This window comes from Type-C symbiont of Plautia stali (assembly GCF_059730935.1).
This window is the reverse complement of record NZ_AP035923.1, coordinates 437,732-450,437: the sequence shown is the minus strand read 5'-3', so window position 1 is coordinate 450,437 and position 12,706 is coordinate 437,732. Positions and strand designations below refer to the sequence as shown.

Below are 12,706 nucleotides of genomic sequence, written 5' to 3'. Positions count from 1 at the left end.
AGAGGATGTGCAGTTATGCCTGGTACAGCTGAGGTTTTGCGGCGGCGATCACGCCTGGCGCTGGCGCACCGCTTCGAACAGACAAACGCCGGTGGCCACCGAAACGTTGAGGGAAGAGACGCTGCCGGCCATCGGGATGCTGATCAGCTCATCGCAGTGTTCGCGCGTCAGGCGGCGCATGCCTTCTCCTTCCGCACCCATCACCAGCGCCATCGCGCCGGTCATTTTGCTCTGATACAGCGTGTGGTCTGCTTCACCGGCCGTGCCGACGATCCAGACGTTGTACTCCTGCAGCAGACGCATGGTGCGCGCCAGATTGGTGACGCGAATCAGCGGCACGTTTTCCGCCGCCCCGCTGGCGACTTTTTTCGCCGTGGCGTTGAGCGGTGCCGAACGGTCTTTCGGCACGATCACCGCATGCACACCGGCCGCATCGGCGCTGCGCAGGCAGGCACCCAGGTTATGCGGATCGGTGACGCCATCCAGAATCAGCAGGAACGGCTGATCCAGTGAAGCCAGCAGATCCGGCAGATCGCCTTCCTGATAGTTTTTACCCGGCTTAACGCGCGCCACGATGCCCTGGTGCACGCCGCCTTCGACCTGGCCGTCGAGCCACTGGCGGTTGGCCAGCTGAATCACAATTCCCTGAGCTTCCAGTGCGGCGATCAGCGGCTGCAGGCGGCGGTCATCGCGGCCTTTAAGGATAAAGACTTCCTGAAAACGCTGGGGATCACGCTCCAGCAGCGCCTGCACGGCGTGAATGCCAAAAATTATTTCACTCATTACTTTGCTCAAGGTTGGATGTATATCGTTGAATACAGAACATTAATCAGGCTGCGCGTTGGGGCGCAGCCTGCGAAACAGGGTTGAGTAAGGTGCGTCAGCGCTGACGCACCTGGCCGCTGGCGGGTGAAGAGGCCATCAGGCTTCGCTGGCCTTCTTCTTCACTGCGCGCTTCGCCTTGGTTGCGGCGGCGATTTTACGGGTTTTTTCGGAGACTTTTTTGCTTTTTTTCTCGCTTTTATTCGCCGCAGGCGGCTGTTTCTCACCGCGGAAAGCAGCGTCCGGCTCAAAGTTGCCCTTGCGACCCGCATCGCGACGCCGCTTCGCCGGTGGCTTGCCGCCACGCTTCTCACGCTCGCGCGCGGTTTTCCCTTCACCGCGCGGTACGCGTTTGCTGGAGATCAGCGCGAAATCGATCTTGCGCTCATCCATGTGCACCGCGTCAACGCGCACTTCCACCGCATCACCCAGACGGTAAGTGCGACCGCCGGATTCACCAATCAGACGCTGCCCCACCGGATCGAAGCGATAGTAATCATTGTCCAGCGTGGAGACGTGCACCAGGCCATCAATGAACAGATCGTTGAGGCGAACAAAGAAGCCAAAGCCGGTCACGCTGGAGATCACGCCGTTGAATACGTTACCCACCTGATCCTGCATAAAGTCGCACTTCAGCCAGTCGGCCACATCGCGCGTCGCTTCGTCGGCACGGCGTTCGGTCATCGAACAGTGCTGACCCAGCTGCAGCATCTGCTGCATATCGTAGTGATAACCACCGGTTGGCGTGGTGTTGCCTTTTACCGTGCCCTGCTCTTTAGCCAGCAGGTACTTGATGGCACGGTGCAGCAGCAGATCCGGATAGCGACGGATCGGCGAGGTAAAGTGCGCATACGACGCCAGCGCCAGGCCAAAGTGACCACGGTTTTCCGGATCGTACACCGCCTGCTTCATCGAACGCAGCAGCATGGTTTGCAGCATTTCAGCATCCGGACGGTCGGCAATCTGCGTCAGCAGATCGGCATAATCGATCGGCTGCGGTTTCGACCCACCCGGCAGGCTGAGGCCCAGCTCGCCCAGCACGGTACGGAAGCTGGTGATGCTGTCTTCGCTCGGGCGATCGTGATCGCGGAACAGCGCCGGCTCCTGATGTTTCTCAACGAAACGCGCGGAGGCGATGTTGGCCAGAATCATGCACTCTTCAATCAGCTTGTGCGCATCGTTACGTACAGTGCGCTCCACGCGCTCAATGCGACGCTCAGCGTTGAAGATGAATTTGGCTTCGTCGGTTTCAAACGAGATGCCACCGCGCTGTTCGCGGGCGGTTTCCAGCACCTCATACATGCGGTGCAGCTCTTCGAGGTGCTTCACCTGCGCCGCATACTGTTCACGCAGCTCCGGGTTGCCCTGCAGAATGCTCCACACTTTGTTGTAGGTCAGACGCGCATGTGAGTTCATCACCGCTTCGTAATGTTTGAAGCCGGTGAGTTTACCGCTGGCCGAGATGGTCATCTCGCACACCATGCACAGGCGATCCACCTGCGGATTGAGCGAGCACAGGCCGTTCGAGAGGATCTCCGGCAGCATCGGTATCACCTGTGACGGAAAGTAGACCGAGGTGCCGCGCTGCTGCGCTTCGTTATCCAGCGCGGTGCCGGGACGCACGTAATAGCTGACGTCGGCAATTGCCACCCACAGGCGCCAGCCGCCGCCGCGTTTTTTCTCGCAGTAAACGGCGTCATCGAAGTCACGCGCGTCTTCACCGTCGATGGTCACCAGCGGCAGTTCACGCAGGTCGACGCGGCCTTTTTTCGCCGATTCCGGTACCTGCTCTTTCAGTCTGGAAATCTCTTTCTCAACTTCTTCCGGCCATGAGTGGGGAATTTCATGGGTGCGCAGCGCCATATCCACGGCCAGACCGGTGCCCATGTTGTCGCCGAGAATTTCAGTAATTTTGCCAATGGCTTTGCTGCGGCGCGTCGCGCGCTGTACGATCTCCACCACGACCACCGATCCCATACGCGCATTCAGCGTCTCTTCCGCCGGGATCAGAATGTCAAAACTCAGACGGCTGTCGTCCGGTACCACGAAGCCGGTGCCGGCATCGGTGAAGTAGCGGCCAACAATCTGGCTGTTGCGCGGTTCCAGCACGCGAACCACGCGCGCTTCACGCCGCCCTTTGCGGTCGGAGCCGCCTGGCTGGGCGAGGATGACATCACCGTGCAGGCAGAACTTCATCTGCTCCGCCGAGAGGTAGAAGTCATCTTTCTGACCATCAACGCGCAGGAAGCCGTAGCCATCGCGATGGCCAATCACTTTGCCGCGCAGTAAATCCAGACGCTCCGGCAGGGCGTAGCACTGGCGACGGGTGAACACCAGCTGGCCGTCACGCTCCATGGCGCGCAGGCGGCGACGCAGCGCTTCAAGCTGATCTTCGCTGGTGATGTTTAACTCTTCGGCGATCTCTTCGCGGCTCGCCGGCTTTTCACGCTTTTCTAATAGCGCGAGGATAAATTCCCGACTGGGAATAGGATTTTCGTACTTTTCAGCTTCTCTATCCTGAAAGGGATCTTTTGACATTACGGTTCCTCCGATGTCATTTATGTGGAATTGCCACCGGCGGTTCGGACAATAAGATGTGGTAAAGCGAATCGTTGTTTTGCACCAGGTCGGCGAGCGTATATTTATCCAGTTCCTGCAGGAATAGCTGGACCGCATTATTCAGCGCGCTACGCAGGCGACAGGCGGGATTTATCGCACACTCTTTACAATTTACCAGCTGCAAAGGCTCCATTTTTCTCACGACATCGCCAATGACGATTTTTTCCGGGTCCATGCCTAAACGAATTCCGCCGTTTTTACCGCGTGTCGCGGCAACAAAGCCGGCCCGGCTCAGTTGATTGATGATTTTAACCATATGGTTACGCGATACCCCGTAGGTATCGGTGACTTCGGTAATGTTGGTCTGCTGACCTTGCGGCAATGTCGCCATGTAAATCAGGGCGCGCAGACCGAAATCGGTAAAACTTGTTAGCTGCACATGTACCTCAGTGAATCATCGATATTGTTGTTATAACGCCCGTGAGCGCTTCGATTAACATTGATGATAAACCAGTGTGGAAAACCCGGAGCGCTTTTTTCCTGCAACTCCTGAAACCAGCAGGAAAAAATGAAGTGAGCGGAGTCAAAGAGCAGATAAACGAAGGCCGGACAGTGTCCGGCCTGCAAAACGTGATTAAGCGTCGAACGGATCGCGCAGAATCATGGTCTCACTACGGTCGGGACCGGTTGAAATAATATCAATCGGCACGCCAGTCACTTCTTCAACACGTTTGATGTAATCACGTGCTGCCTGCGGCAGGCCTTCCAGTGTTTTAACACCAAAGGTGTTTTCACTCCAGCCCGGCAGAGTTTCATAAATCGGCTCGATGCCTTCCCAGCCTTCTGCCGCCAGCGGCGTGGTGGTCATCTCGCGGCCATCCGGCATACGGTAACCGACGCAGATTTTCACCTCTTTCAGGCCATCCAGCACGTCCAGTTTGGTCATGCAGAAGCCGGACAGGGAGTTGATCTGCACCGCGCGGCGCACAGCTACCGCATCCAGCCAGCCGGTACGACGACGACGGCCGGTGGTGGCACCGAACTCATTACCTTTCTCACACAGGAACTCGCCAGTTTCATCAAACAGTTCGGTCGGGAATGGACCGGCACCAACGCGGGTGGAGTAAGCTTTGACGATGCCCAGCACGTAATCCACGTAGCGTGGACCGATACCTGAACCGGTCGCCACGCCACCGGCAGTGGTGTTGGACGAAGTCACGTACGGATACGTACCGTGGTCGATATCCAGCAGCGTACCCTGTGCGCCTTCGAACATGATCAGGTCGCCACGCTTACGCGCGCCGTCCAGCAGTTCAGACACGTCGACGACCATGCCGGTCAGGATGTCGGCCACCGCCAGTACATCGCTCAGCACTTTATCGTAGTCTACTGCATCTTCTTTGTAGTAGTTCACCAGCTGGAAGTTGTAGAAATCAACGATCTCTTTCAGCTTCACGGCGAAGGTTTCTTTGTTGAACAGGTCGCTGACGCGCAGACCGCGACGGGCAACTTTATCTTCATAGGCTGGGCCGATACCACGACCGGTGGTACCGATAGCTTTGGCACCGCGCGCTTTTTCACGCGCCAGGTCCATCGCCACATGGTATTGCAGAATCAGCGGACAAGCTTCAGAGATCAGCAGACGTTCACGTACCGGCACACCGCGCGCTTCCAGACCGTTCATCTCTTTCATCAGGGCTTCAGGCGACAGCACAACACCATTACCAATGATGCTGGTGACGTTTTCACGCAGGATGCCAGAGGGAATTAAGTGGAGGACGGTTTTCTCACCGTTGATGACAAGTGTATGGCCTGCATTGTGGCCACCCTGGTAACGCACAACATATTTCGCGCGTTCAGTCAGAAGGTCTACGATCTTACCTTTACCTTCATCACCCCATTGGGTGCCCAGTACGACGACGTTCTTACCCATTTTCTAAAATCACCGATTGCTTAAAAATGGATTCTACCATCGGATTTTCACTCTTTCAGCACTTTTAGCATACGATTGCGCTGTTTTTTGCCTGAGTTTTGATCACTACAACATGTTGGGGGCAATGCTCTGCAGCAGACACAATTTAGCCGTGCGGCAGGGCGCAGATTTTTGCTCAGCCATTCGCGTGCGTGCTCAGCATGGCGTAAATCACCACGCCCGCCACCACCAGCCCGCCGCCAAAACGGTGCAGTATACGGTCCGGTAACTGCGTCATCGCCAGAATCATGCGACGCCACAGGCGCGGCAGCAGCATCGGTCCTAATCCCTCCAGCACCAGCACCAAAGCCAGCGCCATCCAGACGGTTGTGTTCATTCTGTTTTCCCAAAAAAAAGGCCGACATCAGTGTCGGCCTCAAGGTTATAACAGTTATTAACGCGAGACGTTAGTTGGCGCCTTCATATAGCGGAAGAAATCGCTATCCGGGCTCAGCACCATCACGTCCTGATTGTCCGCGAAGCTGTTCTCATAGGCACGCAGGCTGCGGATAAAGGCGTAGAAATCAGGATCCTGGCTGAAAGCGTCGGCGAACAGCTTGGCCGCTTCACCATCCCCTTCACCACGGCTGATCAGCGCCTGACGCTGCGCTTCTGCCAGCGTACGGGTTACCTGGTAATCGGCCTGGGCGCGCAGTTTTTCCGCCTCTTCCTGACCCTGTGAGCGCTGGCTACGTGCTACCGCTTCACGCTCGGCGCGCATACGGTTGTAGATCGCGTCCGACACTTCGGTCGGCAGGTTGATCTGCTTGATGCGCACGTCGACCACCTGAATACCCAGCGCCGCCATACTGTTCGGGTTTGGCGCTGGCTCATTGCTGTTGGTCTCGCGCTCAACGCGGGCAGCCGCGCTGGCAATCGCATCGTCAGCGGCTGGCGTCTGCACTTCGTCGTCATTGCCGGCACTGCCGGTGTTCAGCGCATCGCGTACGTCGGTAGTCAGACGGCCACGCGAGTCGGTGACGATATCTTTCACATCAAGACGGCCCATTTCTGAACGCAGACGGTCGCTGAATTTACGTTTCAGCAGCACTTCCGCCTGAGACACATCGCCACCGCCGGTCGCGAGGTAGTAACGGCTGAAATCGCTGATGCGCCACTTGATGTAAGAGTCAACAATCAGGTCTTTCTTCTCTTTGGTGACGAAACGATCGGCCTGGTTATCCATGGTCTGGATGCGCGCATCCAGCGACTTCACGGTTTCGATAAACGGAATCTTGAAGTGCAGGCCCGGTGCGTACACCTGCGGCTTGTTCTCATCATCACGCAGCACTTTACCAAAGCGCAGCACGATACCGCGCTGGCCTTCCTGCACCACGAACAGTGAGGCGTACAGCACCACCAGAACAACAATAATTACGGCGATGATTGGCTTACGCATCGATTACTCCCTCCCTTCGCGCTGGGTATCGTTACGCAGCGCATTGGCGCGACGCTGATCCATGATGCTGTCCGGACTGTAGGATGAAGTGTCGCCGCGGCCGGCATTGCTGCCCGGTGACGACGGTAACTTCATCAGATTGGCATTGTTCTGACCGCTCTGGCCGCCTGCCTGGCCGCCACGCATCAGCTGATCCAGCGGCAGCACCATCAGGCTGTTGCCACGGTCGTTAACCAGCACTTTGCGGGTATGGCTGAGCACGCGCTCCATGCTTTCAATGTAGAGACGTTCTTTGGTGATCTGCGGTGCGGCTTTGTACTCCGGCAGCAGACGCGCGAACCGCGCCACTTCACCCTGCGCTTCCAGCACAGTCCGCTCTTTGTAGGCTCGCGCCTCTTCAAGAATACGCTGCGCCTGGCCGTTAGCACGCGGCTGCACTTCGTTGGCGTACGCTTCAGCTTCACGCACGTACTGCTCGCGGTTTTCGCGGGCGGCAATCGCATCGTCAAACGCGGCTTTGACCTCTTCCGGTGGACGCGCCGCCTGGAAGTTGACGTCAAGCAGCGTAATACCCATGTTGTAAGGACGAATGGTTTCGTCGATTTCACGCTGGGTATCGCTACGCACGACGGTACGGCCTTCGGTGAGGATACGGTCCATGGTCGAGCGGCCAATCACGCCGCGCAGCGCGCTGTCAGTAGCCTGACGCAGGCTGTCATCGGCACTGGTCACCGCATACAGGTAGCGCTCCGGATCGGTCACGCGGTACTGCACGTTCATCTCCACGCGCACCACGTTCTCGTCCGAAGTCAGCATCACGCCCGACGCCGCCAGCTCACGCACCGCTTCGACGTTGACGGCCCGCACCTGATCGATAAAGGTCGGTTTCCAGTTGAGGCCAGGCTCAACCAGATGGCTGAATTTGCCGAAACGCGTCACGACCCCGCGTTCCGCTTCTTTGATGGTGTAGAAACCACTGGCTGCCCAGATGACCACTGCCGCCACGGCGACAATGCCAACCAGTTTGCCACCGCTGCCGCCGCTGCGCTGGCCGTTATCGCTCTGTTTGCCACCGCCCAGTCCGCCGAGTTTTTTACTCAGCTTACGGAAGATATCATCCAGATCAGGAGGTCCCTGATCGCGACCTCCTTTATTTCCCCCAGAGTTGCCGCCTTGGTTATTGCTGCTTCCCCACGGGTCGCGGTCCTGTCCGTTATTTCCGGGCTGATTCCACGCCATGTCTCTACTCCATTTATTGTATATAAGTTTACCCTGCCACGTGCCGGGCACGTCTTGGGGTAAATGAGTTGGGCAACGGTCAAACAATATAACTGGCGAGCTGCGGTTCCTGCTTGCACAAGCGGCGCCAGTCAACAATCGGCATTCGCACCTGCAAACCTACGCAGCCATCTTCTTCATTCCACTCTTTTTCAATCGCCTGCAGCTGATAGAAGCGGCTGCGCAGGCGGCCCGCTTCCGGCGGCAGACGTAAATCATACTGCGCCACTTCACCGGCTAAGCGCTCGGACAGCGCCTGCCACAGCAGCGGCAAACCGGCACCGCTCTGCGCCGACAGCCACACGCGCGTAGGCCGGTTTTCTTCGTCGCGATCGATACGCGGCTCAAAGCCATCCAGCATATCGATCTTGTTCATCACCAGCAGCACCGGAATCTCATCGGCTTCAATCTCTGCCAGCACTTCGTTTACGGCGTCGATGTTGTCATTGACGCGCAAATCCGCGGCGTCAATCACGTGCAGCAGCAGCGACGCCTGACGGGTTTCCTGCAGGGTGGCTTTAAACGCCGCCACTAAGTCATGCGGCAGGTGTCGGATAAAGCCTACCGTATCCGCCAGCACCACTTCGCCGACATCGGCCACGTTGAGGCGGCGCAGCGTCGGGTCCAGCGTGGCGAACAGCTGGTCGGCAGCATACACGTTGGCTGAAGTGATGGCGTTGAACAGGGTGGATTTGCCGGCGTTGGTGTAGCCCACCAGGGAGACGGTCGGCACATCGGCTTTCGCACGCGCCTGACGTCCCTGCTCACGCTGTTTCTCCACGCGTTCAAGGCGGGACAGAATCTGGCTGATGCGGCCGCGCAGTAAACGACGGTCGGTTTCCAGCTGGGTTTCACCCGGTCCACGCAGGCCGATACCGCCTTTCTGCCGCTCAAGGTGAGTCCATCCGCGCACCAGACGGGTGGCAAGATGGCGTAACTGTGCCAGCTCGACCTGCAATTTCCCTTCATGGGTGCGGGCGCGCTGGGCAAAAATATCGAGAATTAAGCCGGTGCGATCGATTACGCGACATTCGCACAGCCGCTCAAGATTACGTTCCTGAGCAGGGGATAAGGCATGATCGAATAAAACGACCGATGCTCCACTCGCTTTCACCGCATCGGCAATTTCAACTGCCTTTCCTTCACCGACAAAATATTTGGGATGTGGCGCTTTACGGCTGCCGGTAATCACTTGCAGCGCATCGACGCCCGCAGAAGAGACAAGAGTTTCAAACTCCTGCAAATCTTCCAGCTCTTTGTCTTGGGAGAACCAGATGTGTACCAGTACGGCCTGCTCACCGGCATCATAACGGTCAAACAAGCTATAACCTCGCTAAAATAAAATAACCAGGACGGGAAAACGCACTCGCTCCCCAGCCCTGGCTTTACGGCCGTGCAGAATTACTCTGCGTTATCGCCGTCTTGTTGTGGCTGCGACTGAGCGCCCTGGTTGCTTCCGCCATGGTGGTAGTTACTGCCACCGCTGCCGCCCGCGTTGTTGCTATGGTGCGAAACCGGACGAGAAGGAACCACTGTAGAGATGGCGTGCTTATACACCATCTGGCTTACCGTGTTTTTCAACAGAATGACGAACTGATCAAAGGATTCAATTTGTCCCTGCAGCTTAATACCATTCACCAAATAGATCGAAACCGGTACACGTTCACGACGCAATGCGTTCAAAAACGGGTCTTGTAATGATTGCCCCTTAGCCATTCTATCTTTTCCTTATATGCTTGTTGTTTGTTACTTTGTGAACCGTGGTTCAGAAAAACTGCGTAAAAATTTGCGCACGATAACGGACCAATTGTACACAATCATCCCTGCTACGCACTAACAACCTGAAGCACCGCATTACGCGCTAATTCTGGCGCGTCACTGTCTAACCAGTGGACGTCGGGCCAGCCACGTAACCAGGTCATCTGGCGTTTAGCGAGCTGCCGGGTGGCGCAAATTCCCCGATAAACCATTTCGTCGTAATCGATTTCGCCAGACAGATAAGACCACATCTGACGGTAACCAACACAGCGAATGGAAGGCATGTCCGTATGCAAATCACCTCGTGCAAACAGTGCCCGAGCCTCCGCTTCAAAACCTGACGCTAACATCTGGTCGTAACGCAACGCGATGCGCTGGTGTAACAGTTCGCGGCTCGCCGGAGCGATAGCAAACTGGTACACATCGTAGGGTAACGCTTCACCGGCCGTTTTTGTCAGTTCCGTTAAAGTTTTACCCGAAATAAAAAAAACTTCCAGTGCTCGCGAAAGTCTCTGCGGATCATTCGGATGAATACGACTACCGGCGACCGGATCGATTTCACACAGCTGGCGGTGCAGGGCTTCCCAGCCTTTTTCCGCCGCCATTTGCTCTATTCGCTGACGCACTTCCGGATCGGCCGAGGGCAGCGGCGACAATCCTTCCAGCAACGCTTTGAAGTAAAGCATGGTTCCACCAACAAGCAGCGGAATCTTACCTTTTTGGGTAATCTCCGCCATTTCTGCCAGCGCATCGCGACGAAACTCAGCAGCGGAATAGCTCTCCGCCGGGTCGCGAATGTCCAGCAAGCGATGGGGTGCCTGCGCCAACTCCTGTGCCGACGGTTTCGCCGTGCCAATATCCATCCCGCGATAGATTAAGGCAGAGTCAACGCTAATAAGTTCCACCGGAAGTTGCTGACGCAGCGCAATGGCTAATGCCGTCTTACCGGAGGCGGTCGGCCCCATCAAAAAAATTGCCTTTGGCCGGCTAGCCTGGTTCAGTTCACTCATGCTTCAACGCGTTTAGCGCGCTCTCAATCTCAAGGGTCTGTAACAGACCTGAAGGCGGCGATTTCAGCAGATGCGGGCAAAGCCGTTCGAGCTCTGCCAGCAGCGTGATCGCCTGCGAGTGATTCCAGTGAGGTTCTGCCGCATCGTCGCGTCGCGCCAGCCACTGGGCCAGTGCGGAAGCAGAAACCTCTTGCTGCCGGGCGAGATAGCCTAACAGGTCTGGAATCAAGATTTGTAAATTTTGTGTTCGTAACGGTAAAGGGACAGCGCGCAGCGTCACATGCTGTCCTTCCCGTTGTAAATCAATGCCCATCTGGCTTAACAGCGCCGCCTGGGCATCAATCACGCTTAACTCTTCGTGAGCGATTTTCAGCCGTACCGGGATCAGCAGCGGCTGCGGTTTGAGCCCCTCATCGCCGGGTTGCAGCTGGGCCTGTTTGAGCCAGCGCGCCGCCACGCTTAATGACAGCAGCTGCAACGTCTCCCCGCGCTCCAGCAGCGCATAGCGCTCGCGCACCACGCTGAGCACCCGGCCAAAACTTTGCGTATGGGCGGCCAGCGGCGCTTCACGCGCGGGTGCCGGGCGTGGCGCGGGTGCCGGGCGTGGCGCGGGCGCGGGTTCAGCGGCCGGTGCGCGTGGCGTCTCCGCCGCCGGTGTTTTTATCAGCTGCTGATAAACCGCCCCTTCACGCGCGCGATAGCCCGGCTCTTTGTGCTGCCACTGGCCGCCCGTGCCGCCGGATGCCGCGCTGCCACCGCTGCGCGCGCCGGTTGCCGGCTGGGCAAAGTGATTCGCCCCGGCGGCCTGGCGGTTCTCTGGCTGCCACTGCGGCGGCGGCTCTTCGGCATGGGCCAGCAGCAATTCGGCGCTGCGACTGGCCTGCAGCACGCTCATCACGCCCTGCCAGATAAAGTCATGCACCAGACGCGACTGATGAAAACGCACCTCATGCTTCGCGGGATGCACGTTGACATCCACCTGGTGCGGGTCAATCTCCAGATACAGCACGTAGGCTGGCTGCTGATCTTCACCGAGCTGGGTTTGATAGGCCTGGCGGATGGCGTGATTAATCAGCTTGTCGCGCATCATGCGACCGTTAACGTAGCAGTACTGCAGGTCGGTAACCTGACGCGACCCCGCCGGATCGGCCACCCAGCCGCGCAGCGCCAGATCGTCGTGCTGCCAGTCAATGCGCAGCGCGTGCTGCATGAAAGGCGTCCCGCAGATGGCACCCAGACGCCGCTCGCGCTGCGCCTCCTGTGTCACGCCGCGATACTGACGCACCAGCTTGCCGTTGTGCGTCAGCGAAATCGCAACGTCGAAACGCGCCAGCGCAATGCGCCGAATCACCTCATCAATATGGGTGAACTCGGTCTTTTCGGTGCGCATGAATTTTCGGCGGGCAGGCGTGTTGTAGAACAGATCGAGCACTTCCAGCGAGGTTCCCACCGGGTGGGCGGCGGGTTTGACCGTCACCGCCATATCGCGCCCTTCGGCATAGGCCTGCCAGGCTTCCTGCTGATCGGCGGTGCGCGACGTTAGCGTCAGGCGCGACACCGAGCTGATACTCGCCAGCGCTTCGCCGCGAAAGCCGAGGCTGACAATCGCCTCCAGATCATCCAGCGAGGCGATCTTGCTGGTGGCGTGGCGGGCCAGCGCCATCGCCAGTTCATCTCGGGCAATGCCGCAGCCGTTGTCGCGGATGCGGATTAGCTTTGCACCGCCCTTCTCAATATCGACCTCAATGCGCGTCGCTCCGGCATCAAGGCTGTTTTCCACCAGCTCTTTTACGACCGAGGCCGGGCGCTCAACCACTTCGCCAGCGGCAATCTGGTTCGCCAGCTGAGGCGGTAAAATCTGTATTGGCATGGTGGTGATCCTTATCAGGTATGGGCTGCGCGCAGCCC

The 12,706-nt window shown here is 57.7% G+C and carries 11 protein-coding genes; all 11 read right to left on the bottom strand.

Going from position 1 to position 12,706, the window contains the following annotated elements; all coding sequences use genetic code 11:
• Positions 1 to 48: 48 nt before the first annotated feature.
• Positions 49 to 783, bottom strand: a complete 735-nt coding sequence (rlmB, locus tag AC6I7J_RS02140) for a 23S rRNA (guanosine(2251)-2'-O)-methyltransferase RlmB (protein ID WP_021509756.1) — start codon at positions 781 to 783, stop codon at positions 49 to 51.
• Positions 784 to 921: 138 nt separating this feature from the next.
• A complete protein-coding gene (gene rnr, locus AC6I7J_RS02135) occupies positions 922 to 3,360 on the bottom strand; it encodes a ribonuclease R (protein ID WP_058771339.1) in 2,439 nt (812 codons plus the stop codon).
• Positions 3,361 to 3,376: 16 nt separating this feature from the next.
• Positions 3,377 to 3,820 carry a nitric oxide-sensing transcriptional repressor NsrR gene (nsrR, locus tag AC6I7J_RS02130; protein ID WP_021509758.1) on the bottom strand — a complete coding sequence of 148 codons (444 nt, stop codon included), beginning with the start codon at positions 3,818 to 3,820 and terminating at the stop codon, positions 3,377 to 3,379.
• Positions 3,821 to 4,015: 195 nt separating this feature from the next.
• Positions 4,016 to 5,314, bottom strand: a complete 1,299-nt coding sequence (locus AC6I7J_RS02125; RefSeq protein WP_058759868.1) for an adenylosuccinate synthase — start codon at positions 5,312 to 5,314, stop codon at positions 4,016 to 4,018.
• Positions 5,315 to 5,489: 175 nt separating this feature from the next.
• On the bottom strand, positions 5,490 to 5,690 hold the full coding sequence (locus AC6I7J_RS02120; protein ID WP_031280157.1) for a DUF2065 domain-containing protein: 201 nt from the start codon (positions 5,688 to 5,690) through the stop codon (positions 5,490 to 5,492).
• Positions 5,691 to 5,747: 57 nt separating this feature from the next.
• Positions 5,748 to 6,752 (bottom strand): protease modulator HflC, encoded by a 1,005-nt coding sequence (hflC, locus tag AC6I7J_RS02115; protein ID WP_021509761.1) that lies wholly within the window; start codon positions 6,750 to 6,752, stop codon positions 5,748 to 5,750.
• Between the two features lie 3 nt (positions 6,753 to 6,755).
• Complete coding sequence (hflK, locus tag AC6I7J_RS02110) at positions 6,756 to 7,991, bottom strand: FtsH protease activity modulator HflK (RefSeq protein WP_021509762.1); 1,236 nt, start codon at positions 7,989 to 7,991, stop codon at positions 6,756 to 6,758.
• A 79-nt stretch (positions 7,992 to 8,070) separates the two neighbouring features.
• Positions 8,071 to 9,351, bottom strand: coding sequence for a ribosome rescue GTPase HflX (gene hflX, locus AC6I7J_RS02105; RefSeq protein ID WP_021509763.1), 1,281 nt, complete (start codon positions 9,349 to 9,351; stop codon positions 8,071 to 8,073).
• A gap of 80 nt (positions 9,352 to 9,431) precedes the next feature.
• Positions 9,432 to 9,746 (bottom strand): RNA chaperone Hfq, encoded by a 315-nt coding sequence (gene hfq, locus AC6I7J_RS02100; RefSeq protein WP_010618006.1) that lies wholly within the window; start codon positions 9,744 to 9,746, stop codon positions 9,432 to 9,434.
• Between the two features lie 110 nt (positions 9,747 to 9,856).
• Positions 9,857 to 10,798, bottom strand: coding sequence for a tRNA (adenosine(37)-N6)-dimethylallyltransferase MiaA (gene miaA, locus AC6I7J_RS02095; RefSeq protein ID WP_031280158.1), 942 nt, complete (start codon positions 10,796 to 10,798; stop codon positions 9,857 to 9,859).
• Entirely contained in the window at positions 10,791 to 12,668 is a 1,878-nt protein-coding gene (gene mutL / locus AC6I7J_RS02090) for a DNA mismatch repair endonuclease MutL (RefSeq protein WP_498006631.1), read from the bottom strand. The genes miaA and mutL overlap by 8 nt, the downstream gene beginning before the upstream one ends.
• Positions 12,669 to 12,706 lie beyond the last annotated feature (38 nt).

What these genes read in the sequence shown, in the direction of transcription:
- rlmB (WP_021509756.1), bottom strand. Translation starts at nt 783, where the DNA reads ATGAGTGAAATAATTTTTGGCATTCACGCCGTGCAGGCGCTGCTGGAG.
- rnr (WP_058771339.1), bottom strand. Translation starts at nt 3,360, where the DNA reads ATGTCAAAAGATCCCTTTCAGGATAGAGAAGCTGAAAAGTACGAAAAT.
- AC6I7J_RS02125 (WP_058759868.1), bottom strand. Translation starts at nt 5,314, where the DNA reads ATGGGTAAGAACGTCGTCGTACTGGGCACCCAATGGGGTGATGAAGGT.
- AC6I7J_RS02120 (WP_031280157.1), bottom strand. Translation starts at nt 5,690, where the DNA reads ATGAACACAACCGTCTGGATGGCGCTGGCTTTGGTGCTGGTGCTGGAG.
- hflC (WP_021509761.1), bottom strand. Translation starts at nt 6,752, where the DNA reads ATGCGTAAGCCAATCATCGCCGTAATTATTGTTGTTCTGGTGGTGCTG.
- hflK (WP_021509762.1), bottom strand. Translation starts at nt 7,991, where the DNA reads ATGGCGTGGAATCAGCCCGGAAATAACGGACAGGACCGCGACCCGTGG.
- hfq (WP_010618006.1), bottom strand. Translation starts at nt 9,746, where the DNA reads ATGGCTAAGGGGCAATCATTACAAGACCCGTTTTTGAACGCATTGCGT.
- miaA (WP_031280158.1), bottom strand. Translation starts at nt 10,798, where the DNA reads ATGAGTGAACTGAACCAGGCTAGCCGGCCAAAGGCAATTTTTTTGATG.
- mutL (WP_498006631.1), bottom strand. Translation starts at nt 12,668, where the DNA reads ATGCCAATACAGATTTTACCGCCTCAGCTGGCGAACCAGATTGCCGCT.